Source organism: Streptomyces sp. DSM 40750 (assembly GCF_024612035.1).
In the GTDB taxonomy this organism is placed as follows: Bacteria; Actinomycetota; Actinomycetes; order Streptomycetales; family Streptomycetaceae; genus Streptomyces.
The window spans coordinates 4,562,242-4,587,704 of sequence record NZ_CP102513.1; the positions used below are offsets into that span (position 1 = coordinate 4,562,242).

Here is a 25,463-nt window from a genome sequence, read left to right on the forward strand (position 1 = left end):
CGGCACGGGGCCGTCCGGGGTACGAAGTCCCGTACGCCTCCCGTCCGGCCCGTCTCTCTAGTCGCCCGGCGCGACGCCCGTACCGCCGCCCGCCGCCGCGCCGCCCGTACCGCTACTTGCTCGCCACGAACGTGTGCGCCGCCTTGTCGTGCCAGCACTGGCGCCACGGCTTGTCGATCACGCACCACAGGACGCCGATCACACCGAAGCCGAGCAGCCCGGAGACGGTGTGGACGAGCCAGCGGCGCAGGGAGCGCCCGAACGACGGGGGCTCGTGGCCCTCGATGTCCCGGACGTCGATGCCGAGCAGCTTCTTGCCGAGGGTGCGGCCCCACTTGGCGGTGGGCAGCACCTCGTAGAGGGCGCTGACCAGGAACAGGACGCCGAGGATGATGCCCAGATAGACGGAGGTCGTGCCGTCGACCAGCCAGACGGTGACCCTCTCGCCGGAGAGCTTGGCCGCGTCGATCTTCTCGTTGATGTGGTCCATCGCCTTCGTGCCGAACGGCACGGCGGCCCCGGCCGTGACGGCGCCGACGACCAGGCTGTCCACGAGCCGGGCGGCCAGCCGTCTGCCGAGCCCCGCGGGCCGGGCCTCCGACTGCCGCCGCACCACCGCCTGGAAGGGGTCCTCCACGACCGGCTTCCACGGCGCGACCGGCTGCTCACCCTCACCCCCGGCGAGCCGGTGCACCTGCTGGGCCCAGGAGGGCTGCCCGCCACCGGAACCGACGGCCATGGGTGTCTCCGCAGACTGCCGGGCGGCGGCCTGCTGGGGCACGCCCGGCGCGGGCTGCGGGGCGGGCGCGGCCTGCGGGGCCTGCTGCGGGAAGGCACCGCCGAACGGGGGCTGCGACAGCTGCGGTTGCGACTGGGCCGGGGCGGTGGGGGTGGCTGGGGCGGCAGGAGTGGCGGGGGCAGCCGAGGCAGTGTTGCCCGTCTGCGGGCCCTGCTGCGAACCCTGCGGACTCTGCGGGCCCTGCTGCGGTCCGGACGGCGCTGTCGTGGGCGTAGAGGACTGGGGGGCGAGTCCCAGGGCCTGCTGGGCGGCGGCCTGGGCGCTGGTCAGTGGGGCGCCGAAGACGCCGGGGGCCGCGGCCGCGCCCCCGTCCTGCTGTCCCGCGCGCGCGGAGGACGGACGGAACGTCATGGTGCCGTCCGTCTGCGGTGGTTCCGCGCTGTCGGCCGCCCCGGGGGGCCCGGACGTGTTCGGGCGGCGGAAGACCACCGTGCCCGGCGGGGCGTCGTCGCCGGTGTTCGCCGGCGGGATCGTCGCCGTACCGTCCGTACTCGCCGTACGCCCGGAGTCCGCGGAGTCGATGTCGCCGCCCGTGTCCGCCGCGAGGGAGACCCGGGGGTCGCGCGGGTCGGCGCCTGGGGCCGAACCCCAGGAGACCCGGCGATCCTTGTCGCCGCCGAAGCCGGTCTGGCGGGAGCGGTCGGCGCCCCACGCGGAGGCGGGCTCGGGGCGGGAGCCGTGCAGGGCGTTGTCGGAGGGCGGGCGGGCCGGTTCGCCGTCGGACGCGGGGTCCTCGTCGAAGAAGTGCGGGCCCGTCTCCTCCACGGCGCCGGCCGAGCCGGGCGGTGGGGCGAGCGGTTCGCCGTCGGAGGGCGCCGGACGGCTCGTACCCGGCACCCAGGCCGCGCCGTTCCAGTACCGGACATATCCAGGAATGGACGGGTCCGGGTAATACCCTTCGCGGGGCCTGTCGTCGCCGGGGGCCGGGGTTGGGGCGCTCATGTCCGTCGTCCCGTATCTGCTCGTGGGTTTGGTAGGAGGCATCCACATCTACCAGACGCCGACAAGTCCCATGACCGCTGCCGCCGGACCCACCCCTTTCGAGCACGGATCTGCTACGGAAGGAAAGGGCCGCCGGAGGCCGTAGGACAGCGGGAAGACGGCCGGAAGACGGCCGGAAGACGGCCGGAGGACGGCTGACGGACATTCGGAAGCCCGTCGGCGAACCCGCCCGTGAACCCGCCTGTGAACGTGCCGGTGAACTCGTCGGAAAAAAGTTCCTCGAACCCGCGTAATGCTTCGGGCCCCACCGCCCTCTCACTCGTACGGGCCCGCCCACAGGGCCCCGTACGAGAGAGGAATGATCACCATGCGGCACACCGTCGTGGAGCGCGAGCTGGAGCTCAAGCTCGTCCTGTCACCCGAGCGCAGCATCCCCGTGCCGGCCAAGCTGCGCTACCGCAGCGACGACCCGTACGCCGTCCACATCACCTTCCACGTCAACTCCGACCGCCCGGTGCACTGGACGTTCGCGCGGGAACTGCTCGTGGAGGGCGTGTTCCGACCCTGCGGGCACGGGGACGTGCGGGTGTGGCCGACGAAGGCGTCGGGCCGCGGCCTCGTGCTGATAGCACTCAGCTCGCCGGACGGGGACGCGCTGCTCGAAGCGCCGGCCGCCGCCGTGTCGGCCTGGCTGGAGCGGACCCTGCGGGTGGTCCCGCCGGGGTCCGAGTTCGGCATACTCCGCATCGACGACGGCTTGGCCGAACTGCTCGCCCAGTGACGCGCGGGTCAGAACAGCTTGCCCGGGTTGAGGATGCCCAGCGGGTCGAAGACGGACTTCACCGCCCGCTGCATCTCCATGCCCACCGGGCCGATCTCCCGCGCCAGCCACTCCTTCTTGAGGATGCCCACGCCGTGCTCGCCGGTGATCGTGCCGCCGAGTTCCAGGCCGAGGGCCATGATCTCGTCGAAGGACTCGCGGGCGCGCCGGGACTCGTCGGGGTCTGCCGCGTCGAAGCAGACGGTGGGGTGCGTGTTGCCGTCGCCGGCGTGTGCGCAGACCCCGATGGTCAGGTCGTACTTCGCGGCGATGCGGTCGACGCCGTCGAGCAGTTCGCCGAGCCTGGAGCGCGGCACGCACACGTCGTCGATCATCGTCGTGCCCTTCACCGCCTCCAGCGCGGTGAGCGACAACCGCCGTGCCTGGAGCAGCAGTTCGGACTCCGCCGCGTCGTCCGCCGGTACGACCTGGGTGGCGCCCGCGGCCTCGCACAGCTCGCCGACGGCGGCGAGGTCGGCGGCCGGGTCCGGGGTGTCGAACGCGGCGAGGAGCAACGACTCCGTGGTCTCCGGCAGGCCCATGTGGGCCAGGTCGTTGACGGCCTTCACCGTCGTACGGTCCATGAGTTCGAGCAGTGAGGGAACGTGCCCGCCGGCCATGATCCGGCACACCGCGTCGCACGCGGCGGCCGCCGACGCGAACTCCGCGGCGAGCACGAGTTGCTGGGGCGGCTGCGGCTTGAGGGCGAGAATCGCGCGGACGACGATGCCGAGCGAGCCCTCCGAGCCGACGAAGAGCCGGGTGAGGTCGTACCCGGCGACGCCCTTCGCGGTCCGCCGGCCGGTGGACATCAGCCGGCCGTCGGCGAGCACGACGTCCAGACCGAGGACGTACTCGGCGGTCACCCCGTACTTCACACAGCACAGGCCGCCGGAGGCCGTGCCGATGTTGCCGCCGATCGTGCACATCTCCCAGCTGGAGGGGTCGGGCGGGTAGCAGAGGCCGTGCTCGTTGACCGCGCGGGAGAGGGTCGCGTTGATGACGCCGGGCTCGACGACGGCGATGCGGTCGACGGGGTTGATCTCGAGGATCCGGTCCATTTTCGTCAGGGACAGCACGATGCAGCCCTCGGAGGCGTTGGCGCCGCCGGAGAGGCCCGTGCGGGCGCCCTGTGGGACGACCGGGACGCGCAGGTCCGTGGCGACGCGCATGACGTGCTGCACCTGTTCGACGGTCCGGGGCAGTACGACGACCGCCGGGACACCCGCCTCGCAGAAGCTCGCCATGTCGTTCGCGTACGAGGCCGTGACATCCGGGTCGGCGAGGACCGCCTCCGGCGGCAGGCCGCTCAGCAGACGGTCGACGAGGTTGCCCGTCATCTCGTCGCGGGGGGCTTCGATACGGCTCATGATCACAGGTTCGCACTCACGGCCATCGGTGTGAACCCGTCGGCGCGAGCCTTCCGGGGTGCGGGATGTGGTCGTCGTATTGACGCACAGTGAGCGGCATGTCTGTGGAGAACGAGGAGCGGGCGGCGCGGCGGCTGGCGCGCGTGGTGGGCGGGGAAGCGTGGGCGGCTCTGCGGAGGGTGCCTGGGTGGGGGCGGGGCGTGGCCGGTGCGCTCGCCGGGTGTTTCGTACTCGGGGGTGCGCTGATGGTGGTGCCGCCGGACGGGGGTGACGGTGGTGGGGGTCTGGCGGCGCGGGTGGTGGGCGCGGCGGGGCCCGAGGGGCGGACGCGGGCGGTCGTGACGGCCGGGATGCCCGCCGTGCTGCCCGAGGTGACCGCCGCCATCCGGGAACGTGAGGCCCGGGTGCGGGAGCGTCCGCACGACCACGCGTCCTGGGCGGTGCTCGGCGTCGCGTACACCGAGCGGGCCCGGAGAACCGGCACCGTCGCCGACTACCCGAAGGCCGAACGCGCGCTGCACACCTCCCTGCGGCTCCGGCCCCACGGCAACGCGGACGCCCTCGACGGGCTGACCGCCCTCGCGAACGCCCGCCGCGACTTCCGGACGGCGAAACAGTGGGGCGAGGAGGCCGTACGGGTGACACCGGGCCGCTGGACCTCGTACGCGCTCCTGATCGACGCGTACGACGGGCTCGGCCGGTACAGGGCGGCACGCGGCACCCTGGAGAAGCTCCTCACCGTGAGCTCCGGGCCGGCGGCGCGGGCGCGGGCCGCGCAGGTCTACTGGGACCAGGGGGGACGGGAGGACGCGGCCGCGACGATCGCGGATGCGGCGGCCTCGGGGACGTCGGCCGCGGGGGCCGCGTGGTGGGTGCGGGCCGGGGAGATGGCCTGGGAGCGGGGGGAGCCGGAGGAGTCGTTGCGGTACTGCGAGGCCGCCGGTCGGCTGACCGCCGGGGGTGACCCCGACGCCGATGCCTGCCGGGGGCGGGCGCTGGCCTCGCTGGGGCGCGCGGCGGAGGGGGTACGGGCGTACCGGGTGGCGCTCTCGCGGCGGCCGTCGGCCGAAGTCGCGTTGCGGTTGGGCGAGTTGTACGAGTCGCTGGGGCGGGCGAAGCAGGCGAGGGAGCAGTACGGCGTGGTGCGCACGCTGGTGGGGCGGTCCGTCGCGGCCGGGGTGAACGAGTCGCTCGTCCTGGGCGCGCTCGAGTCGGACCACGGTGATCCGGAGGTGGCGGTGCGGGTGCTGCGCGCGGAGTGGGAGCGACAGCCGAGTCTGCGGGTGGCGGATGCGCTGGGGTGGGCGCTGCATCGGGCCGGGAAGGATGAGGAGGCCCTGGGGTACGCGCGGCGGGCGACCGACAAGGAGCACGGTGGGGAGGTGCGCAGCGCGGATTATCTCTACCACCGGGGAGCGATCGAGCAGGCGCTGGGGCGGGCGGCCCCGGCCCGTCGGCATCTGGCGGAGGCACGCCGCCTCAACCCGTATTTCTCGGTGCGCGGGGAGAGTTTCGCCTGAGAGCTCGGGGAGTGCGGTGGATCGGGCGACTGCGGTTCGTGTGTGGCTGATCGCGCAGTTCCCCGCGCCCCTGAGAGACCCCGAGCGCGACCCATGCCGCTAAGGGGCGCGGGGAACTGCGCGAGCAACCACAACCCACCCGCACTCGCCGACGCACAGTCACCCCCGAGCTACTGGGCGCCCCTCAAAGATTGCCGCGCTTCTCCTGCTCCCTCTCGATCGCCTCGAACAGCGCCTTGAAGTTGCCCTTGCCGAAGCCCATGGACCCATGCCGCTCGATGATCTCGAAGAAGACCGTCGGACGGTCCTGGACCGGCTTGGTGAAGATCTGCAGCAGATACCCGTCCTCGTCGCGGTCCGCGAGGATCCTCAGTTCGCGGAGGGTCTCCACGGGGACGCGGGTGTCGCCGACCCACTCCCCCAGCGTGTCGTAGTAGGAGTCGGGCGTGTTGAGGAACTGCACCCCGGCCGCCCGCATCGTCCGTACCGTCCGCACGATGTCGTTCGTGTTGAGCGCGATGTGCTGGACGCCCGCGCCGCCGTAGAACTCCAGGTACTCGTCGATCTGGGACTTCTTCTTGGCGATGGCGGGCTCGTTGATGGGGAACTTGACCTTCAGGGTCCCGTCCGCCACGACCTTCGACATCAGCGCGCTGTACTCGGTGGCGATGTCGTCGCCCACGAACTCCTTCATGTTCGTGAAGCCCATGACCCGGTGGTAGAACTCGACCCACTCGTTCATGCGCCCGAGCTCGACGTTGCCGACGCAGTGGTCGATGGCCTGGAAGGTGCGCTGGGCGGGCGGCTCGACGATCGGGTCGGCGGCGACGTACCCGGGGAGGTACGGGCCGTCGTAGCCGGTGCGCTCGACGAGGGTGTGCCGGGTCGTGCCGTACGTGGCGATGGAGGCCAGGACGACCGTGCCGTGCTCGTCCTTCACCTCGTAGGGCTCGGCGACGGAACGGGCGCCGTGCTCGATGGCGTAGGCGTACGCGCGGCGGGCGTCCGGGACCTCGATGGCGAGGTCGATCACGCCGTCGCCGTGCTCGGCGACGTGCTCGGCGAGGAAGTGGCCCCAGGTGGTGGCGGGTTTGACCACCGAGGTGAGGACGAAACGGGCCGAGCCGTTCTCCAGGACGTAGCTCGCCGTCTCGCGGCTGCCGGTCTCGGGGCCGGCGTAGGCGACGAGGCGCATACCGAAGGCGGTCGAGTAGTAGTGGGCCGCCTGCTTGGCGTTGCCCACGGCGAAGACGACAGCGTCCATTCCCTTGACCGGGAAGGGGTCTGCCTGCCGTGCGGTGTGGGGAGCGTGGTCTGTGGTCTGCGTCATTGCCGCAGACTCCTCCCGCCACGGCAAGGTGCGCAACACTTCGCGTTTCTACTGGACAATCTGCGCTGCGGGATACGGATAATCGCGGGTGTTCTGTACAGAGTGACCACCGGGAGAGACCCCATGGCGATCGATCATCTGGACGGCCGGCTGATCGTCCTGCTCGCGCGCGAGCCGCGGATCGGGGTGCTGGAGATGTCGCGGCGGCTGGGGGTCGCGCGGGGCACCGTGCAGGCCCGGCTCGACCGGCTTCAGTCGAATGGAGTCATCCGCGGGTTCGGGCCCCAGGTGGATCCGGCCGCGCTCGGCTACCCGGTCACGGCGTTCGCGACGCTGCAGATCAGGCAGGGGCAAGGGGCGGACGTACGGGCGCACTTGGCGACCGTGCCGGAGGTGCTGGAGCTGCACACGACGACCGGCAGCGGGGACATGCTGTGCCGGCTCGTGGCCCGTTCGAACGCGGATCTCCAGCGGGTGATCGACCGGGTTGTCGGTTTTGATGGCATCGTCCGGGCCGCCACGGCGATCGTCATGGAGAACCCCGTTCCGCTGCGGATCATCCCGCTGGTGGAGCAGGCGGCGGAGGACCGGGAGACGACGACCTAGCCGATCCTGGGGGTACGTGCCGGTGAGTTTCTGGGAGTACGTGGGCAGCTACCGCGAGAAGCTGCTGTTCGACGCGTATCAGCTGGCCAGCGCGGTCTTCCAGTGCATGGTCGTGGCCACGGTCGTCGGGGTGCTGATCGGTGTCGTGACGTATCGCAGGGAGTGGGCCGCCGGGCTCGCCACGACCACCACGGCCACCCTCCTGACCATCCCCTCCCTCGCCATGATCGGTCTGCTGATCCCGGTGGTGGGGCTGGGCGTGGCTCCTACGGTGATCGCGTTGACGCTGTACGGGCTGCTGCCGGTCGTCCGGAACGCGATCGTGGGCCTGCGCGGGGTCGACCCGGCGCTGGTGGACGCGGCGAAGGGCATCGGGATGTCCCGGCCCCTGCGGCTGCTGCGCGTCGAACTGCCGCTCGCCTGGCCGCCGATCCTCACCGGGATCCGGGTCTCGACGCAGATGCTGATGGGCATCGCCGCGATCGCCGCGTACGCCTCCGGGCCGGGCCTCGGCAACGAGATCTTCCGCGGCATCGCCTCCCTGGGCAGCGCGAACGCCCTCAACCAGGTACTCGCGGGCACGCTCGGCATCGTCGCGCTGGCGCTGCTGTTCGACGCCGCGTACGCGCTGATCGGGCGCCTGACGATTCCGAGGGGGATCCGTGGCTGACACCGGCACGACGGGGGCCACCATCGAGTTGGTCAACCTCAGCAAGCGATATCCCGGCAGCCGTCAACCTTCTGTCGACAGCGTCAACATGCGGATCAACGCGGGCGAGACAGTCGTGCTCGTCGGGCCGTCCGGATGCGGCAAGTCAACAACGCTCAAGATGATCAACAGGTTGATCGAGCCGTCCAGTGGTTCCATCCGGATCAACGGTGAGGACGTCACCGGCATTGATCCGGTCAAGCTGCGACGCGGGGTGGGCTACGCGATCCAGTCGTCCGGCCTCTTCCCGCACATGACCGTCGCCCAGAACATCGCGCTCGTGCCGAGGATGGTCGGCTGGTCCGCGGCCCGGGTGAGGGCGCGGGTCGCGGAGATGCTGGACCTGGTGGGGCTCGACCCGGGTGAGTTCCACGACCGGTATCCGCGTCAGCTCTCCGGCGGCCAGCAGCAACGGGTGGGCGTGGCACGGGCGTTGGCCGCCGATCCGCCCGTACTGCTGATGGACGAGCCGTTCGGGGCGGTGGATCCGATCACCCGCGACCACCTCCAGGACGAACTGCTCCGGCTCCAGCGCGAGCTGCACAAGACGATCGTGTTCGTCACCCATGACTTCGACGAGGCGATCAAGCTCGGCGACCGGATCGCGATCCTGCGGGAGCGGTCGCACATCGCGCAGTTCGACACCCCGGAGGCGATCCTCGCCGGCCCGGCCGACGACTTCGTCTCCGGTTTCGTGGGCGCGGGCGCCGCCCTGAAGCGGCTGGACCTCACGCGCGTACGGGACGTCGAGCTCACCGACTTTCCGACGGTCGATGTGGGCGACCCGCTGCAACAGGTCTCCCACCTGCTGCGGGCCGACGGCACCGGCGAGGTCCTGCTCCTCGACCGGCACGGGCGGCCCTTCAAGTGGCTGCGGCGCGGCGACCTGATGCGCGCCAAGGGGGCGCTCGCGCGGGCCGGGACCCCGGTGCGCTCCACCGTGGCCGAGGACGCCACCCTGCGGGACGCCCTGGAGGCCGTGCTGGCCGACAGCGCGGGGCGGGTGGCCGTCATCGGTCGGCACGGGGAGTACACCGGCGTCGTGGACATGCAGACCCTGCTCAACTCCGTCCGCGGGCCCCTGGAGGCCGACCGGCTGAACGCCCTGGAACACCAGCACGAGCTGGAGGAGACCCGAACCGGACAGACGCACGCCGAGCAGGAAGGCGTCGAAGAGGTCTCGTCGGGGGCAGGGACGTGACCGCGGCCGAGGTGGGCTCCACGACCGAGGCGGACGACGACGCCGGGGCGGGGGCTGGTGCTGGGGCGGGCTCCGGTGCCGAGGCAGGGGCCGGAGCAGAGGCCGGTGCCGGAGCAGAGGCCGGAACCGGAGCAGAGGCCGGAACCGGAGCAGAGGCCGGAACCGGAGCAGAGGCCGGAACCGGAGCAGAGGCCGGAACCGGAGCAGAGGCCGGAGCAGGGGTCACTGTCGAGGCAGGGGCCGGTGTCGAGGCAGGCGCCGCTGTCGCGGTGGGCTCCGCCTGCGCGTCGGAGGGCATCTCCGCGCCGGGCAGGGCCCCTGCCGCCGATGAGATCCCTCCGCCGACCGAGCCCGCCGCCCCCCGAGTGACCTGGCAGAAACTGACCCTTCTGCCCTCCGTTCTCGTGGTCGTCCTCCTCACCACCTGGCTCTGGTTCCAGCAGGCCGAGCTGGACGCGGTCTCCTCGAACGCACTGTCGAACGGGCAGGTGTGGCAGGCCCTGTGGCAGCACATCCAGCTGACCGCGATCTCCACCTTCTTCGTGCTGATCATCGCGGTCCCGCTGGGCGTCCTGCTGACCCGGGAAACGTTCCGCGGAGCCACCCCGGTGGCCATGACCTTCGCCAACACGGGCCAGGCAACCCCGGCCATCGGCCTGCTGGCACTGCTGGTGATCTGGCTGGGCATCGGGCGGACGGCGGCGCTGATCGGCATCATCGTCTACGCCGTCCTGCCCGTCCTCGCCAACACGATCGCCGGCCTGAAGGCGAACGACCCGGCCCTCCTCGAAGCCGCCCGGGGCATCGGCATGTCCCCGGCGGAGGTGCTCACCCGCGTCGAACTCCCCCTGGCCGTACCGCTGATCCTCGCGGGCGTACGGACGGCCCTCGTCCTGAACGTGGGCACGGCGACGCTCGCCACCTTCGGCGGAGGCGGCGGCCTCGGCGTACTGATCACGACCGGGATCACCAACCAGCGCATGCCCGTCCTCGTGCTCGGCTCGATCCTGACGGTCGCCCTGGCCCTGCTCGTCGACTGGCTCGCCTCGCTGGCGGAACTGCTGCTCCGGCCGCGCGGCTTGGAGGCGGATTCGTGAGACCACGTACGCCCCTGCTGCTGCTCGGGGGACTGCTGGTGGCCGGTTGTGGGCTGACCAGCGGCTCCCCGATGACCGACGACGTACTGCCGGGCTCGGTCGGGCAGGGCCGCCCCCTGGAGGGCGCCGAGCTGACCGTGACCTCCAAGGACTTCACCGAGAACCTGATCCTCGGCGCCGTCATGGGCATCGCCTTCCAGGCGGCCGGCGCGGAGGTGGTCGACCGCACCGGCATCCAGGGGTCGTTCGGCGCCAGGGAGGCGGTGCGGAGCGGGGACGCGGACGCCATGTACGAGTACACGGGCACCGCCTGGATCACCTACCTGGGCAACAGCACCCCTCTCACCGACCCGCGGCGGCAGTGGGAGGAGGTACGCGACGCCGACCTCAAGAACGGCCTGACCTGGCTCCCGCCCTCCGCGCTCAACAACACGTACGCCCTCGCCCTGAACCGCTCCAACTCCACCAAGTACGCCACGAAGACCCTCTCCGACGTGGCCGTGCTGGCGGCGAAGGAGCCCAAGGCCGTCACCCTGTGCGTGGAGAGCGAGTTCGCCAACCGCGCGGACGGGCTGCCGGGCATGCAGAAGGCGTACGGCATGAGCCTGCCCACCCGGAACATCACCCAGATGGACAGCGGGATCATCTACACCCAGGCGGCCAAGGGGAGTTGCCTGTACGGCGAGGTCTACACGACCGACGGGCGCATCGAGTCCATGAAGCTCGCGTTGATGGCCGACGACCGGAGGTTCTTCCCCAACTACAACGCGGCCCCCGAGATCCACTCCAAGACCCTGAAGGAGTGGCCGGAGATCGCCGACGTCCTCGCGCCCATCACGGCGAAACTGAACAACGACGTGGCACGGGAGCTGAACGCCAAGGTGGACGTGGACGGGGAGGACCCGCACCGGGTGGCGTTGGAGTGGATGGTGGCGGAGGGGTTCGTGAGGGAGGGCTGAGCCGGCACGGGCCCTGTCCGATCAAGGTCCGGGTATCAGCACCCGCGGTACCAGTACCGAGGTATCAGTACCCGAGGCATCAGTACCCGAGGCATCAGCAGCTGGGTACGGAACCCTTGCCCGACTCCAGCGCCACGAGCGAGCTGACCGCGCCCTTCAGCGTCGTCACCGGGATGAGCCGCAGCCCCTCGGGCAGTTCGGTCTTCGCGTCGGAGCACTCGGCCTTGGGGACGAGGAAGATCGTGGCGCCGTCGCGGTGGGCGGCCTGGGTCTTGAGAGCGACTCCGCCGACCGCGCCGACCTCGCCGGCCATGTCGATGGTCCCCGTACCGGCGATGACGCGGCCGCCCGTGAGGTCGCCGCCGCTGCCGTCGCCGTCGAGCTTGTCGATGATGCCGAGGGAGAAGAGCAGGCCCGCGCTGGGGCCGCCGACGTCGGCGAGACGCAGGGTGACCTTGATGTCGTCGGGGTCCTCGCCGAGGTAGGCGAGCGCCGCCTCGGCGGCCGTGTCCTGGGACTCCTTCATCTCGGCCTCGTTGTACTCCTGGATCTCCTCGGTGGTGTCGCCGCTGGGGTAGACCGCGTCGCGCGGCATGACGGCCTGGTCCGTACGGAACCAGCCGTCGAGCACATCACCCAGCCCGACCCGGGCGTCCGGCCCCGTCGCCTCGATCGTCGTCATCCGCAGCTGGCCGCTGGTCTTCCGGGGCTCCGCGCCGGTGATCGTGATCACCGGCTCCCCCTTGTTCTCGCCCAGCACGTTCGCCGTCATCCCCGGCTGAGCCACGGAGAACGGCAACGGCGCGAACACCGCCGTGGCGAGCAGCCCCACCACGGGCAGGGCGCATACGGCTACGGCCACGGGGCGCGAAAGGCTGGCGAGACGAGAGAGCACGGGGTCAATCTAACGTGAGGGCTGGTTCCGGCCACGGGGCGGTAGTGCCCGGGGGGACGGGGCCACGGCGGTGGGCCGGTGCAGGAAGGCGGGCCTGGAGGGGGCGGGCGTCAGTTGACGTCCACGTCCTCGAAGAGGGCGAGCATACGCGTCAGCACCCGTACACAGGCGTCGACGTCGGCTCCCGTCAGGTCCCCGCTCGCCCGCTCCAACAGCACGCTCTCCCGAGCGATCAACGTGTCGATGGTCGTACGTCCGGTGTCGGTCAGCCGGATCAGGGAGGACCGCTGGTGGGCCGGGTTGGGGATGGCCTCGACGAGGTCCCGCCCCGCCGCCTCGTTGACCATCCGCTGCACGAACTGCCTGCTCAGCGCCAGGGTCCGCCCCATCTGCGGCACGGTCATGGGCCGCCCGCCCATGCGCAGCAGCTCCAGGACCGCGCGTACGCCGACGGGGAAGCCCTCCTTCGACTCCTTCAGCTCCAGCGCGCGGGTCGTCCGCCGGTAGAGGGGCCCGAGCACGGCGAACACCTCGGACAGCCGCCCGGCGAGGACATCGGGCGGCAGCGGCTCACCCTCGCCGCCCCGCGCCTTCCCGGCCCGATCGCCTCCGGTCCCGGCCGGGTCGCCTCCCGTCCCGGCCCCGTCTCCCCCGATCCCGGCCTTGTCTCCTCCGGTCCAGTCCCCGTCGCTTCCGGTCCCGTCCTTCTCGTTCTCTGTCACGGGCTCATTGTCTCCACGCTCTTCCGCGCTCTCCCAGGACTCCCCCGCGCTCCCCGGCAACCAGAATGACAACCTGGTTGCCAACCCACCCCCCAAGATGACACCTTAGTTGTCATGACTGATGCCTCGCAGGTACTCACGTTCCAGTCCGACGACGGCCCGCTCGCCTATCGGGACGTCGGTTCGGGCCCCCCGCTCGTGCTGCTGCACGGCGGCTTCACGGACCACCGCATGTGGCACGACCTGGTCCCCGCCCTCGCGGTCGACCACCGCGTCATCACGCCGGACGCGCGCGGCCACGGTTCCTCCGCCAACGCGAGCAAGCCGTTCCGCCTCACCGACGACCTCGCCGCGCTGCTGCGCCACCTGGCCACGGGCCCGGCGGTCCTGATCGGCATGTCGATGGGCGGGGCCACCGCCGTCGACACGGCGCTGGAGCACCCCGAACTCGTACGCGCCCTCGTCGTCAGCGGCGTCGGGACCAGCGAGCCCGAGTTCACGGACCCCTGGACCAAGGACAACGTCGCCCGGTATTACGGCGCGCTGATGTCCGGCGACATCGAGGGCTGGCTCGACATCGTCGGCGAGGCCGTCGCCGGCCCGCACCGCGCGATCGCCGACGTGGACCCCGACATCGTGCGGCGCGTACGGGAGATGAGCCGTGCCACCGCCGCCAAGCACACGGTCGGCGAGACGGACTGGCACGTCCCGGTGACCGACACCTGGGCCCGCGCCGCCCACATCACCGCCCCCGTCCTCGCCATCAACGGCGCCCTGGACGCCTCCGACCTCATCGCCATGGCCGAACGCCTGGTCACGACGGTCGCGAGCGACAGCCGCGCCACCGCGATAGAGGGCACGGCCCACTACGCCAACATGGAACAGCCGGACACCTTCACCAAGCTCTTGCTGGAATGGCTGAGCACCCTGCCGTAGCGGCCTCGACTGCCGGGCACCCCACAAGACCGGCCGTCACCGCAGCGCGTCCGCCACCTCTCGGGCCGCGTCCATGACACGCGGCCCGACCCGCTCCGGTATCGCGTCGGCCAGCATCACCACTCCCACACTGCCCTCCACCCCGGTCACCCCGAGCAGCGGAGCCGCGGCCCCACTGGCCCCCGCCTCCAACTCCCCGTGCGTGAGCGCGTAGCCCGGCCAGTCCCCCGGCTGCTGCCGCCCCGACAGAATCGCCCGCCCGGCGGCCCCCCGGTCCAAGGAGTGCCGGAACCCGGCCCGGTACGCCACGTGATAGTCCGTCCACGTCGGCTCGACCACAGCGACGGCCAACGCCTCGGTGCCATCGACGAGCGTGAGATGCGCCGTGGCCCCGATGTCCTCGGCCAACGACCGCAACGCGGGCAACGCGGCCTCCCGTACCAACGGATGCACCTGCCGCCCCAACCGCAGCACCCCCAGCCCGACCCGGGCACGTCCGCCCAGGTCACGCCGTACGAGGCAGTGCTGCTCCAGGGTGGCGAGCAGGCGGTACACCACGGTCCGGTTGACCCCGAGCTTGTTGGACAGCTCGGTGACGGTCAGCCCGTGATCGGTGTCGGCGAGCAGCTTGAGGACCCGCAGTCCTCGATCGAGAGTCTGGGAAGTCTCCGCGGTCACGACGCCCACTCCTTCGTGGTGAGGGCGGCGACCTCTGTCACGGCGGATGCACCACCGGTCCCGTTCGGCGACGCGCTACAGAGGCCGCCGATCGGCTGAACCCGGTTGATCCGGGCGGAGTCGCTTCACGGCTGCGCTCCGCGGCGGCGCTGCCACGGGGCGTGTGCGTAGCGGGACAGTAGACGAGCGGGTTCGCTGAGCGGAAGACTCCGTCCAGAATCCGGGCAGTGACCGGTATGGACTAGTTCCATTTGTTGCGAAATGTACGGGCGCATCTCACCCGGCGTGCGCAACCCACGCCCAGCGCACACGCGGACGCACGAGCCCGTCACTTCATCCGGGTTGCCCACTCCTGCACCTTGGCGATCCGTTGCCGCAGCTGCCCCGCCGTGGCCTCGGCGCTCGGCGGTCCGCCGCACACGCGCCGCACCTCGGTGTGGATGACACCGTGCGGCTTGCCGCTCTGATGGGAGTACGCGCCGACCATGCCGTTGAGCTGTTTACGCAGCTCAAGCAGCTCCTTGTGGGTGACGACGGGCCGCCGGTCGGCCGGCAGCTCCACGAGATCGGCCTCGGCGTCCGGCTTCTTGCGGCTGTGCGCGATCTGCCGCGCCTGCCGCTTCTGGAGCAGCATCTGCACCTGGTCGGGCTCCAGCAGTCCCGGAATCCCGAGGTAGTCCTGCTCCTCCTCACTACCGGGGTGGGCCTGCATACCGAACTCGGCGCCGTTGTACATGACCCGGTCGAACACGGCGTCGGACTCGAGCGCCTCGAACGGCAGCATGTCCTGCTCGCCGGTGTCCTCGTCCTGCTCCCTCTCCGCCTCCTGGAGGAGCTTCTCCTCCTCGGCGTACGGGTCCTCCTCGCCCTCCTTCTTCGGCTTGTCGAGGGCGTGGTCCCGTTCCACCTCCATCTCGTTGGCGAAGGTGAGCAGGTCGGGCACGGTCGGCAGGAACACGGACGCGGTCTCGCCGCGCCGCCGGGACCGCACGAAACGCCCGACGGCCTGGGCGAAGAAGAGAGGGGTGGAGATCGTGGTGGCGTACACCCCGACGGCCAGCCGGGGGACGTCGACGCCTTCGGACACCATCCGAACCGCCACCATCCACCGGTCGGTGTTGTGGCTGAACTCGTCGATACGATCCGACGCGCCCGAGTCGTCCGACAGGACGACCGTCGCACTCGTCCCCGTGATCTCCCGGATCAGCTTGGCGTAGGCGCGCGCGGAGTCCTGGTCGGTGGCGATGACGAGCGCGCCGGCGTCCGGGATGCCTTTCCTGACCTCGGTCAGCCGCTGGTCGGCGGCGCGCAGCACACTCGGCATCCACTCACCGCGCGGATCGAGCGCCGTACGCCAGGCCTGGCTGACCGCGTCCTTGGTCATGGGCTCGCCGAGCCGCGCGGCGATCTCGTCGCCCGCCTTGGTCCGCCAGCGCATGTTGCCGCTGTAGGAGAGGAAGATGACGGGCCGCACGACGTTGTCGGCGAGCGCGTTGCCATAGCCGTAGGTGTAGTCGGCGGACGACCGTCGGATCCCGTCCGTTCCCTCCTCATATGTGACGAAGGGGATGGGATTGGTGTCGGACCGGAAGGGCGTACCGGTGAGGGCGAGCCGTCGGGTGGCGGGCTCGAAGGCCTCCAGGCACGCCTCGCCCCAGGACTTGCTGTCGCCGGCGTGGTGGATCTCGTCGAGGATGACGAGGGTCTTGCGCTGCTCACTGCGGTTGCGGTGCAGCATGGGCCGTACGCCGACGCCCGCGTAGGTGACCGCGACCCCGTCGTACTCCTTGCTGAGCGGCCCCGCGCTGTACTCCGGGTCCAGCCTGATCCCTATCCGCGCCGCGGCCTCCGCCCACTGCTTCTTCAGATGCTCGGTGGGCGCCACGACCGTCACCTGCTGCACGACATGATGGTGCAGCAGCCAGGACGCGAGCGTCAGTGCGAAGGTCGTCTTCCCGGCGCCCGGGGTCGCGACCGCGAGGAAGTCCCGCGGCTGCTCCTGGATGTACTTCTCCATCGCCCCCTGCTGCCAGGCACGCAGCTTGCTGGCGGTACCCCAGGGGGCACGCCCGGGAAAGGCGGGAGAGAGGTGGTGGTTCGAGGAGGCGGCGGTGGTAGTCACGGTCTCCGGTCTGGGGGTCGAGCGGCTCGGCGGGTAGCCCCGGGCGACTCGCGCAGCGACTCGGACACCTCGGCTACGTATGACAACCGGGCCACCCTACCGGCGCCGGGACCATGTCCACGCGCGTACGACACCCCCTCCCCCACCGATGGGACCCACCTCACAACGACCGCAACCGCCCCGCGATCACCTCGACATCACCTTCGTCCCCGGAGGCGACGTCGATGACCAGGTCGTAGGCCCGGTCCTGGTCCACCCCAGCCATGTCCACACCGTTCACCGCGAGGAACGTCACGGCCGCGAGCCAGGCCGTCCGCTTGTTCCCGTCCACGAGAGGGTGGTTGGTGGCGATGGCGTGGAGCAGGGCGGCGGCCTGGTCGTAGAGGTCGGTGTAGGCGGCGGTGCCGAACATACGGGCGCGCGGCCGGTGCACGGCCGACTCCAGCAGCCCCGGCTCCCGCGTCTCGGGCGTACGGCCGCCGAAGGCGACCTCGGCGATGGCCGTCACCTCGGCCACGGTCAGATGACGGCTCACTCCCCCAACCTCCGCAGCAATTCGGAGTGCTCACCCGCGAGCCGCTCGGCCTGCCGCCGTACGACCGCTCCCTCCGACCGCAGATACGCCTTCACGGCCTCGCCGGCCACCTCTTCGGGCTTCCGCCCCTGGGCATCGGCGAGGTCGGCGAGGGCCCGGTGGCGCACCGGGTCGAGGTGAAGAGTGATCTCAGTCATGGGGCGATACTAAAGATCGGAATTCCCGGTTTCCATCCGTTTGTCATCACCGCTCCCGCAACCGCGTAGTCACCCAGGCCCCCACCAACGCCACCACCGCCATCGGCAGGAACACGGCGACAAAGGCGGCCGGATGTGCCCCGGCGCCGGTGGCCGTGGGGGTCGTGTGCGCGACCGCGCCGCCGCCCAGCGCGGCGAAGGCCGCGCCGCCCGCGGCCAGGAGGAGCGCGTTGGAGAGGCCGTCGGATATCTGGAGGGCCGCGGAGTTGGTGCCGGCCTGCTCGGGGGCGGAGAGCTTGAGCAGCAGCACGCTGGTGGAGGAGATGACCAGCCCCATCCCGAAGCACCCGAAGGCCCACGCGACGGCCACGGTCCACACCGGGACGGAGTCGATCAGCACACTCGGCAGCGTGGTGATCGCCACCGCGACCAGCACCATCCCCGACGTCATCAGCCGCTCCCTGTACGGCTCCACCCGCGCCCGCGTCTGGACCCACGACCCCAGCGCCCACGCCCCGCCACCCGCCGCGAGCGAGAACCCGGCGAGCGTCGGCGACAGCCCCCGCTGCGTCACCAGCATCAACGGCACGAACGACTCGGCCGCGACGAACGCCCCCGCCGCCACCCCGCGCAGCAACACCACCGACGGCAGCCCCCGCACCGCCCGATACGTCCCCGGCGGTAACAGCCCCAGCACCGCCGGCACCAGCAGCGCACCCCCTGCCACCGCCGGCACGAGCGACCACCACCGCAGATCCTGCGCCGCGTACTGCAACAGCCCGGCCCCGAGCGAGATACCGAAGGCGAGCCGGATGCGGCGCCGGCCGTCGGCGGTGCTGTTGCGCGGGGCGGAGCCGGACGCGGAGCCGGAGACGGACGCGGAAGCCGAGGTGGACGCGGAAGCGGAAGCCGAGGCGGAGCGCGCCCGAGAGGAGGACGAGCCCGGTGTGGTCACCCCCTCCACCGGCCCGGCAGCCCTCCGCCGTATCTGCGGCAGCGCCAGTCCCAACGGCAGCACGACCAGCACCGGAATCCCCACGAACACCCAGCGCCAGCCCAGGTGTTCCGTGACCGTGCCCGCGGCGAGGGGGCCGACGATGGTCGGGAGAACCCAACTCGCCGCGAACGCCGCCATGATCGACGGCCGCAGCCGCTCCGGATAGGCCCGCCCGACCACCACATACAGCGCGACGATCACCAGCCCGCCGCCGAGCCCCTGCACGGCCCGCCCGAGAACGAAGAGCCACATCGCCCCGGCCGTCCCCGACAGCACCAGCCCGGCCGCGAAGCCCCCGATCCCCGCCGTCAGCGCCCCCAACGGCCCCCGCCGGTCCGCCCACTGCCCCGCCAGCACCATCCCGAACAAGCTCGTCGTGAAGTACGCCGAGAACGCGAACCCGTACGCCGAGATCCCGTCCAACTCCCGCGCCGCCACCGGCATGGCCGTCCCGACCGCCGTGGCCTCGAACGCGATCAGCAGCACGACGGAGACGATCCCCACACTGAGCGCCCGGTACGAGCGCCCCAGCACACCCTCCTCGCCCTCGGCGACAGCAGGCAGGTCAGGCTTCGTCTGCGCGACGCCCGTGTCACGCGGTTCCAAGGCGGCCATGCCCGCCAGCGTAAGGGGCACCACCGACATTCACCCCTGTCGGAAGTCCCCCACCCCCTACGACCTTGGCCCTACACCCGCCCGTTCATGAACGGCGTATGGCAGTCCCATTGCAGCGCCCCCGAGCCCCTTGAGCCCCCACCCGACCCCCGCCTACGGTCGACACATCGAGTTCGGAGCCCCAAGGCGACAAGCCCCGAAGCTCCCGACCCGGCCGTGTGCCCGAGTGGTTCAGGGACTCGCCTGCAAAGCGAGTTACGTGGGTTCGAATCCCGCCACGGCCTCCAGCCCGGTGTGATGGCCGACCGCTTCCGAGTGGTCGGCCATCATTGCGTGCGCGGGGCCATCATTGCGTGCGCGGGGTCTCAGAGATCCGCGCAGGACTCGTTCCGCAGCCGCTCCACCCAGCACCCCGAGGCCGTGCCCTCCCGCTTCTCGCGGTGCAGCAGCCACAGCCTGAACGCGAGCGTGGAGACGTCGGCGTTCAGAGGGCTCAGGGTCGACTCGGGCTCGCTCCAGTTGTGGATCGCGCCGGTGGTGCCGTCGACGACGAGGCTGTTGCCCTCGACGAAGTGGCCGAGGCGTATCAAGTGGGTGGCGCGGGCCGGGAGTTGGGCGGGGGTGAACTCGCCGGGGCGCTCGTTCGCGTAGTACTCGGCGAGGGTCGGCAGCGGGACGTCCGTGTCGAGTTGGAAGAAGCCGTGCTCTTCGGGCAGGCCCATGTCCCGCAGGAAGCGGCGGGTCGGCTCGTGGGTGAGCGTGGCCGGGAAGTCGAAGTCCTCGAAGCGCCACACCTTGCTCTGGCCGAACTCCTCGTCCAGCAGGCGGGCGGGCAGGTCGAGCGCCAGCCCCGACCGGGTGACCGGCCCTCCGGTCAGTACCGCCAGGTCGTTCAGTTGGTTCAGGTTGTTCAGTTGGTTCAGGTCGTTCAGGTCCGTCAGGCCCATTGTCCCCATCGTCATTGTGCTCATGGCTCCCCCCAGCACATGGTTCGCATCGTGCTTCCCCCAGTGAGGTCACGCCCGACCGCTCAGCGGCCGTCCGCCCCACTGCCAAGAACCATACGCCGCACCACTGACAACGCCCGACGTACGTGCGAACACGCACCTCAAGGGCTACGTCAGGGGCGCCTACGCGCCCGTCACCACCGCCGCCTGCGGGCGGATCGGCAGGCGGTTCACGGGGCGTCCCGTGGCCGCCCGTACCGCCGCCGCGATGGCCGCCGGAGACGTGACCACCGGCACCGCGCTGGCCGCCTTCGCGCCGAAGGGGGCCACGACGTCCCGTTCCTCGACCAGCTTGACGATCTGGATGTCAGGGGCGTCGAGGGCGGTGGGCAGGGCGTAGCCGGTGAGGTCGGGGTGGCGGATCAGACCACGGGGGGTGCGGAGGTTCTCCGTGAGCGCCACGCCCACGCCCTGGGTGAGGCCGGCCTCGATGCGGGCGTTGAGCTGGGCGGGGTTGAGGATCCGGCCGACGTCCTGGGCGACGGCCAGCTCCACGACCCGTACCGAGCCGAGTTCGATGTCGACGTCCACGACCGCGCGGATCGCGCAGAAGGCGAGGCCGACGAACGCGTCGCCCTGGCCGGCGCCGTCCAGCGGCTCGGTGGGGTGCGGGCGGCACTGGGCGGTGGCCCAGAGTTCCTTGCCGTCCATCGCCTCCGCGACCGTGGTCGACAGGACACCGTCGTACGAGGTGATCTTGCCGTCGGTGATCTGCAACAGCTCCGTGGACATGCCGAATTTGTGGGCGAGCGGTTGGAGCAGTTGCGTGCGGACCATTTTCGCCGCGCGCTCCACCGCGCCGCCCGAGACCCAGGTGTGGCGGCCCCGGCAGCCCGGGCCCGCCGGGGGCTGGTCGGTGTCGACCTGGGCGATGTGGACCTCGTCGATACCGAGGGTCTCCTGGACGATCTGCCGGGCGAGGGTGGCGAAGCCCTGGCCGGTGTCGACGGCCGCGCACAGGACGGTCGCGATGCCGTCGTGGACCTTCACGGTGGCCGTGGAGACCTCGTCCGCGCCCTCGGCGCCGAGCATGTGGACCATGCCGAGGCCGTAGCCGACGCCACGGCGGACGGCACCCGGCTCGCCCGCGCCCTCGGGGCCGCCGGGCAGCAGCCACTCCTCCTCGGGGGTGTCCTTGGGCAGCGCCGGGAGCGGGAACTCCTGGACGGCCTGGAGGAGCTCGGCGACCGGGGCCGGGCAGGTCACCGACTGGCCCGTCGGCAGTACATCGCCCGTGGACATCACGTTGCGCATGCGCAGTTCCGCCGGGTCGAGGCCCAGCTTCTTCGCCAGCTTGTCCATCTGGGCCTCGTACGCGGCGCAGACCTGCATGGCGCCCTCGCCGCGCACATGGCCGGAGGGCGGGTTGTTGGTGCGTACGGCCCAGCCCTCGATGAAGGCGTTCGGGACGACGTACGGGCCGCAGGCGAACGAGACGGCGGCGGCCAGCGCCTCCGACGACGTGTCGGCGTACGCGCCCGCGTCGAGCAGGATCTGCGCCTCGACCTTGACCAGCTTGCCCTCGGCGTCCGCGTGGTGGCGGTACCGGAGCAGGGTCGGGTGCCGGTGGGCGTGGCCCAGGAAGGACTCCTCGCGGGTCGCCGTCAGCTTGACCGGGCAGCCGGTCTTCAGGGCCAGCAGGCCGAGCGGGAGCTGGAAGCCCTGGTCCTCGCGGTCGGCGGTGGCGCCGGGGACGCCGGTGACGACGATCTTGACGCGGTCGGGTGCCAGGCCGTAGCAGGCGGCGGCCGCGTCGCGGTCGGTGTGCGGGTCCGTGGAGGCCACATACAGCTCGACACCGCCGTCGGGGCGGGGCACGGCGAGGCCGGCCTCGGCGCCGATGGGGGCCGGGTCCGCGCGGCCGATGCGGTACTGGCCCTCGACGACGATCTCGCCGGCCGCGTTCGGGTCGCCGTGGCGCAGCGGGATGTGCCGGATCAGGTTGCCGTCGGGGTGCAGGGGCTCGGCCTCGAAGGCCTGCTCCGGGTCGATCACCGGGTCGAGTACCTCGTACTCGACGATGACGGCGGCGGCGGCCATCCGCGCGGTGTCCGGATGGTCGGCGGCGACGGCCGCGATGGGCTCGCCGTGGTGGCGTACGACCTCGGAGGCGAACAGGGGGCGGTCGGCCTTGCCGCGGCCGTGCAGGGCGACGCCCGGCACGTCCTCGTGGGTGACGACGGCCCGTACGCCGGGCATCTCGCGCGCGTGGGACGTGTCGATGGACACGATGCGCGCGTGCGGGTGCGGTGAGCGGAGCACGGCGGCCCACAGCAGGCCCTCGGCCCACAGGTCGGCCGCGTACGGGAAAGTGCCCTCCGACTTGGCGCGGGCGTCGGCGGACGGCAGGGACACGCCGATGCCGTGCGGCAGTTGCTCGGGGGCGGGCGCGGCCTCCCCGGGGCCCGCGGGCGTCGCGATGACGGTTTCGTTGCTCACGCCTGGCCTCCGTCCTGGCCGAACGATCGACCCTGACCGCCGTACGAATCGTCCTGGCCACCGAAGGACCGGTCCTGGCCGCCGTACGAGTCGTCCTGACCGCCGAAGGACTGGCCCTGACCGCCGTACGTGTCGCCCTGGCCGCCGAAGGACTGGCCCTGACCGCCGTACGTGTCGCCCTGACCGCCGAAGGACTGGCCCTGACCGCCGTACGTGTCGCCCTGGCCGCCGAAGGACTGGCCCTGACCGCCGTAGGTGTCCCCCTGGCCGCCGAAGGACTGGCCCTGACCCCCGTACGTGTCGCCCTGGCCCCCGTACGTGTCGCGCTGACCGCCGAAGGACCGGTCCTGGCCGCCGTACGTGTCGTCCTGGCCGGTGAACGACATGCCCTGGCCGCCGTACGACCGGTCGGGGTCATGCGGTTCCGGTGGGGGTGCTCCCTGGGAGTCGTACGCCGCCGGGTTGACGCCGCCCGCGCCGGGGCCCGCCTGGTGCGGGATGCGTGCCTCGTCGGCGTCCGCGCCGGCTTCGTTCCCGGCGGCGGTGTGCGCCTCCCGTCCGGCGACGACCTCGCGGACGGCCGCCAGGACGCCCCGGTAGCCGGAGCAGCGGCAGAGGTTGCCGCAGAGTGCCTGGCGGGTCTCCAGGTCGGTGGGGGCGGGGTTGCCCTCGAGGAGGTCGTGGACGGTCATCGCCATGCCGGGGACGCAGAAACCGCACTGCACGGCACCGCACTCGGCGAGGGCCCGCTGCACGTCCGAGGGCTGTCCGTCGGCGGCGAGGCCCTCGACGGTGCGCACCTCGCTGCCGGCGGCGGTGACGGCGGGGACCAGACAGGACGCCACGAGCCGGCCGTCGACCTGCACGTTGCAGGCGCCGCACTCGCCCTGCGAGCAGCCGTCCTTGGCGCCCGCGAGACCGAGCCGCTCACGCAGCACGTAGAGCAGCGACTCGCCGATCCAGGCGTCGCTGACGGGCCGGTCGGTGCCGTTGACGCGCAGGACGTACGAGGCGAGGGGGTGGTCGTCGTGCGGGGGTGGGGCGGGCTCGTCGGAGAGGGCCGGGTCATCCTCGGCGTCGGCCACGGCAGCCGCGGCGGTCTCGGGCGCCTCGGAGGCCGTCTCCGGTTCCTCCGGCCCCCGGGGCTCCCCGTCGGCCTCCCCGACCGGCTCGGACGGCTCAGCGGGCTCCTGGGCGGCCTCAGGGGCCTCCCCGGGGCTCTCGGGGGCCGGATCGGCGTACGCGGCCGCAGGAGCCGCGGAGGGCTCTCCAGGGGCCTCAGCGGTCACGCCGGTCGCGTTCTCCCCGGCCGTACGGTCGGGAGCGTCGTGCTCCTCGGTCCGGTCCGGCGGCGGCGCGGTCCAGGCCGTGCCGATCTGCTCGGTCGCCCAGGGCGCGGAGGCGCCGCCGGGGAGGGTGGTCGGCGGGGTACCGCCCCACTGCTCGACGAGGGCCGAGGTGCTGAACTCACCGGATTCGTCCGGAAGATCACCCCCGGCGACCGGAATCGACCACTCGCCGGTCACGTCGTGACCGGGAGCGGCGCCTTCCTGTGCGGCCGGCTCCTCGAACGTCCACTGCCCGGTCGAGCTGGGGTTGTACGTGAACCCGTCCTGCGTCGGGGGCTGCGGCTGCCCGGCGTTCGGGTCGTGCCACTGGGTGCCCTCGGCCGGCATCGCCCAGTCGCCCGGGGCGGACGGATCGGTTCCGGCGGTGTTGGCCGGGTTGGCCGCTATGGGCGGCGGCACATAGCCGTGGCCGGGCGCGGCGAGCGGGCTGTTGGCGGCGAGGAGCGCGTCGATGCCCCCCTCGGGGAGCTGAACGAAGGTGGTGGCGCCGTCGTCGTAGTCGCCCTGCGGCAGCCGCTCCCAGCCGCCCTGGCCCCCCTGCTGCGGGGTGCCCTCTCCGTGCTGGTCGTCGGTCACGACAGTGCCCTCCCCAGTGCTCGTCGGGCCAGCGCGGCGACGGTGCGCCGCAGGTGCAGTACGGCGGGCGGAAGCGGTGGTACGGAGCCGTCGACCTCGGGGGCGGGGTCGGGGATGCAGGCGGCGGCGACGTACTCGCCGAAGGCCTGCAGCGCCTCGGGGACGAGGGTGCGCTCGCCGTCCCAGTCGATCAGCTGGCCGACCCACGCCTCGGCGTCCAGGGGCCGCAGCGGCATCGGCGCTATGGCACCGACGGCGCACCGCACCCCGCGCCGGGCGGGGTCGAGGACGAGGGCGACGGAGGCGACCGCGCGGCCGGGGCCGGTGCGGCCGGTGGCCTTCAGGAAGACCTGGGGCGCGTGCAGCAACGGCACGCGCACGAACCCGATGAGTTCACCGGGGCGCAGCATCTCCATGCCGGCCAGCAGATGCGACACGGGCATCTCACGGCGGGCCCCACCCGGGCCCGCGATGATCAGCGTGGCCTCCAGGGCGGCCAGCACCGGCAGCGCGTCCCCCGTGGGGGCGGCCGTCGCGATGTTGCCGCCGAGGGTGCCCGCGTTGCGGATCTGCGGTGGTCCGGCGGCGCGCGCGGCTGCGGCGAGCGCCGGAATGAGCGCCGCGAAATCCGGGCGCCCCATCCGTGCGTGCGTCAGTCCGGCGCCGAGCAGAGCGTGTCCGTCCTGGTACTGCCAGCCGCGGATCTCGCTGATCTTGCCGAGCCCGACCAGCGCGGCGGGCCTGAGCTGACCGGAGTTGACCGCGGCCATGAGGTCCGTGCCGCCCGCCACCGGAACCGCCCAGGGCATGGCGGCGAGGGCCGCCACGGCCTCGTCCAGCGAGCCGGGCAGGGTCACGGCCTGCGCCGCCTGCGGTGCGTGCGTGGTCAAACCGGCTGCCCCTTCCCGCTGCCCCACCTGGTCCGCCTGTGTTGCCGTACCGTACGTGCTGACAGGGCGGACGTGGCAACTCTGGCACATTCTCGCGAGGCCCGAACGCGGGGGTCCGCTAGGAGGCATTCGCCCACCTCACCCGAGAGATG

General features: G+C 71.9%; 22 protein-coding genes and 1 tRNA gene. 9 read left to right on the plus strand and 14 right to left on the minus strand.

Annotated features, from left to right (window positions below; genetic code table 11):
• Window positions 1-112: 112 nt before the first annotated feature.
• Window positions 113-1,741, minus strand: coding sequence for an RDD family protein (locus JIX55_RS20520; RefSeq protein WP_257564762.1), 1,629 nt, complete (start codon window positions 1,739-1,741; stop codon window positions 113-115).
• A 367-nt stretch (window positions 1,742-2,108) separates the two neighbouring features.
• On the opposite strand from JIX55_RS20520, the gene JIX55_RS20525 reads away from it, so the two are divergent.
• A complete protein-coding gene (locus tag JIX55_RS20525) occupies window positions 2,109-2,522 on the plus strand; it encodes an SsgA family sporulation/cell division regulator (RefSeq protein ID WP_257564763.1) in 414 nt (137 codons plus the stop codon).
• A gap of 8 nt (window positions 2,523-2,530) precedes the next feature.
• Here the strand turns inward: JIX55_RS20525 and JIX55_RS20530 are convergent, their stop codons facing one another.
• Window positions 2,531-3,937 (minus strand): FAD-binding oxidoreductase, encoded by a 1,407-nt coding sequence (locus tag JIX55_RS20530; RefSeq protein WP_257564764.1) that lies wholly within the window; start codon window positions 3,935-3,937, stop codon window positions 2,531-2,533.
• A 92-nt stretch (window positions 3,938-4,029) separates the two neighbouring features.
• Here JIX55_RS20530 and JIX55_RS20535 point away from each other — a divergent pair, with 92 nt between their 5' ends.
• Entirely contained in the window at window positions 4,030-5,451 is a 1,422-nt protein-coding gene (locus JIX55_RS20535) for a tetratricopeptide repeat protein (RefSeq protein ID WP_257564765.1), read from the plus strand.
• A gap of 184 nt (window positions 5,452-5,635) precedes the next feature.
• On the opposite strand, the gene hppD is transcribed toward JIX55_RS20535, so the two are convergent.
• Window positions 5,636-6,781: a 4-hydroxyphenylpyruvate dioxygenase gene (gene hppD, locus JIX55_RS20540; RefSeq protein WP_257564766.1), complete on the minus strand. Its 1,146-nt coding sequence runs from the start codon at window positions 6,779-6,781 to the stop codon at window positions 5,636-5,638.
• Window positions 6,782-6,904: 123 nt separating this feature from the next.
• Between hppD and JIX55_RS20545 the strand changes: the two genes are divergently transcribed.
• From JIX55_RS20545 to JIX55_RS20565, 5 genes are all read left to right on the plus strand, one after another.
• Window positions 6,905-7,387 (plus strand): Lrp/AsnC family transcriptional regulator, encoded by a 483-nt coding sequence (locus tag JIX55_RS20545; protein ID WP_055520818.1) that lies wholly within the window; start codon window positions 6,905-6,907, stop codon window positions 7,385-7,387.
• A 22-nt stretch (window positions 7,388-7,409) separates the two neighbouring features.
• Window positions 7,410-8,057, plus strand: a complete 648-nt coding sequence (locus JIX55_RS20550; RefSeq protein WP_257564767.1) for an ABC transporter permease — start codon at window positions 7,410-7,412, stop codon at window positions 8,055-8,057.
• Complete coding sequence (locus JIX55_RS20555; protein ID WP_257564768.1) at window positions 8,050-9,297, plus strand: ABC transporter ATP-binding protein; 1,248 nt, start codon at window positions 8,050-8,052, stop codon at window positions 9,295-9,297. The genes JIX55_RS20550 and JIX55_RS20555 overlap by 8 nt, the downstream gene beginning before the upstream one ends.
• Before the next feature lie 332 nt (window positions 9,298-9,629).
• The gene (locus JIX55_RS20560; RefSeq protein WP_257569407.1) at window positions 9,630-10,394 is read left to right on the plus strand and encodes an ABC transporter permease; all 765 of its coding nucleotides are present in this window, start codon (window positions 9,630-9,632) and stop codon (window positions 10,392-10,394) included.
• Window positions 10,391-11,353, plus strand: coding sequence for a glycine betaine ABC transporter substrate-binding protein (locus JIX55_RS20565; protein WP_257564769.1), 963 nt, complete (start codon window positions 10,391-10,393; stop codon window positions 11,351-11,353). Before JIX55_RS20560 ends, JIX55_RS20565 begins: the two co-directional genes overlap by 4 nt.
• 94 nt (window positions 11,354-11,447) lie before the next feature.
• Here JIX55_RS20565 and JIX55_RS20570 read toward each other — a convergent pair whose 3' ends face one another.
• Both JIX55_RS20570 and JIX55_RS20575 read right to left on the minus strand, forming a co-directional pair.
• The gene (locus JIX55_RS20570; RefSeq protein WP_257564770.1) at window positions 11,448-12,215 is read right to left on the minus strand and encodes a S16 family serine protease; all 768 of its coding nucleotides are present in this window, start codon (window positions 12,213-12,215) and stop codon (window positions 11,448-11,450) included.
• Window positions 12,216-12,358: 143 nt separating this feature from the next.
• A complete protein-coding gene (locus JIX55_RS20575) occupies window positions 12,359-12,814 on the minus strand; it encodes a MarR family winged helix-turn-helix transcriptional regulator (protein WP_257569408.1) in 456 nt (151 codons plus the stop codon).
• A gap of 270 nt (window positions 12,815-13,084) precedes the next feature.
• On the opposite strand from JIX55_RS20575, the gene JIX55_RS20580 reads away from it, so the two are divergent.
• Entirely contained in the window at window positions 13,085-13,906 is an 822-nt protein-coding gene (locus JIX55_RS20580; protein WP_257564771.1) for an alpha/beta fold hydrolase, read from the plus strand.
• A 36-nt stretch (window positions 13,907-13,942) separates the two neighbouring features.
• On the opposite strand, the gene JIX55_RS20585 is transcribed toward JIX55_RS20580, so the two are convergent.
• The 5 genes from JIX55_RS20585 to JIX55_RS20605 form a co-directional block, all read right to left on the minus strand.
• On the minus strand, window positions 13,943-14,584 hold the full coding sequence (locus JIX55_RS20585; protein WP_257564772.1) for an IclR family transcriptional regulator: 642 nt from the start codon (window positions 14,582-14,584) through the stop codon (window positions 13,943-13,945).
• A gap of 328 nt (window positions 14,585-14,912) precedes the next feature.
• Window positions 14,913-16,706, minus strand: coding sequence for a DEAD/DEAH box helicase (locus JIX55_RS20590; protein ID WP_257564773.1), 1,794 nt, complete (start codon window positions 16,704-16,706; stop codon window positions 14,913-14,915).
• Window positions 16,707-16,866: 160 nt separating this feature from the next.
• On the minus strand, window positions 16,867-17,241 hold the full coding sequence (locus JIX55_RS20595; protein ID WP_257564774.1) for a type II toxin-antitoxin system death-on-curing family toxin: 375 nt from the start codon (window positions 17,239-17,241) through the stop codon (window positions 16,867-16,869).
• Entirely contained in the window at window positions 17,238-17,438 is a 201-nt protein-coding gene (locus tag JIX55_RS20600) for a hypothetical protein (protein WP_257564775.1), read from the minus strand. Before JIX55_RS20600 ends, JIX55_RS20595 begins: the two co-directional genes overlap by 4 nt.
• A 46-nt stretch (window positions 17,439-17,484) precedes the next feature.
• Window positions 17,485-19,050, minus strand: coding sequence for an MFS transporter (locus tag JIX55_RS20605; protein ID WP_257564776.1), 1,566 nt, complete (start codon window positions 19,048-19,050; stop codon window positions 17,485-17,487).
• 212 nt (window positions 19,051-19,262) lie between these two features.
• Here JIX55_RS20605 and JIX55_RS20610 point away from each other — a divergent pair.
• Window positions 19,263-19,337, plus strand: a tRNA-Cys gene (locus tag JIX55_RS20610).
• Window positions 19,338-19,415: 78 nt separating this feature from the next.
• Here JIX55_RS20610 and JIX55_RS20615 read toward each other — a convergent pair.
• From JIX55_RS20615 to JIX55_RS20630, 4 genes are all read right to left on the minus strand, one after another.
• The gene (locus tag JIX55_RS20615; RefSeq protein WP_257564777.1) at window positions 19,416-20,021 is read right to left on the minus strand and encodes an SUKH-4 family immunity protein; all 606 of its coding nucleotides are present in this window, start codon (window positions 20,019-20,021) and stop codon (window positions 19,416-19,418) included.
• Window positions 20,022-20,180: 159 nt separating this feature from the next.
• Entirely contained in the window at window positions 20,181-22,496 is a 2,316-nt protein-coding gene (locus tag JIX55_RS20620) for a xanthine dehydrogenase family protein molybdopterin-binding subunit (protein ID WP_257564778.1), read from the minus strand.
• Window positions 22,493-24,421 carry a 2Fe-2S iron-sulfur cluster-binding protein gene (locus JIX55_RS20625; RefSeq protein WP_306820020.1) on the minus strand — a complete coding sequence of 643 codons (1,929 nt, stop codon included), beginning with the start codon at window positions 24,419-24,421 and terminating at the stop codon, window positions 22,493-22,495. The genes JIX55_RS20620 and JIX55_RS20625 overlap by 4 nt, the downstream gene beginning before the upstream one ends.
• Complete coding sequence (locus JIX55_RS20630) at window positions 24,418-25,311, minus strand: FAD binding domain-containing protein (protein WP_257564779.1); 894 nt, start codon at window positions 25,309-25,311, stop codon at window positions 24,418-24,420. The genes JIX55_RS20625 and JIX55_RS20630 overlap by 4 nt, the downstream gene beginning before the upstream one ends.
• Between the last annotated feature and the right edge of the window lie 152 nt (window positions 25,312-25,463).

Coding starts and splice junctions, on each gene's coding strand:
- JIX55_RS20525 (WP_257564763.1), top strand. CDS start 2,109: ATGCGGCACACCGTCGTGGAGCGCGAGCTGGAGCTCAAGCTCGTCCTG.
- JIX55_RS20520 (WP_257564762.1), bottom strand. CDS start 1,741: ATGAGCGCCCCAACCCCGGCCCCCGGCGACGACAGGCCCCGCGAAGGG.
- JIX55_RS20615 (WP_257564777.1), bottom strand. CDS start 20,021: ATGAGCACAATGACGATGGGGACAATGGGCCTGACGGACCTGAACGAC.
- JIX55_RS20600 (WP_257564775.1), bottom strand. CDS start 17,438: ATGACTGAGATCACTCTTCACCTCGACCCGGTGCGCCACCGGGCCCTC.
- JIX55_RS20605 (WP_257564776.1), bottom strand. CDS start 19,050: ATGGCCGCCTTGGAACCGCGTGACACGGGCGTCGCGCAGACGAAGCCT.
- JIX55_RS20580 (WP_257564771.1), top strand. CDS start 13,085: ATGACTGATGCCTCGCAGGTACTCACGTTCCAGTCCGACGACGGCCCG.
- JIX55_RS20545 (WP_055520818.1), top strand. CDS start 6,905: ATGGCGATCGATCATCTGGACGGCCGGCTGATCGTCCTGCTCGCGCGC.
- JIX55_RS20535 (WP_257564765.1), top strand. CDS start 4,030: ATGTCTGTGGAGAACGAGGAGCGGGCGGCGCGGCGGCTGGCGCGCGTG.
- hppD (WP_257564766.1), bottom strand. CDS start 6,781: ATGACGCAGACCACAGACCACGCTCCCCACACCGCACGGCAGGCAGAC.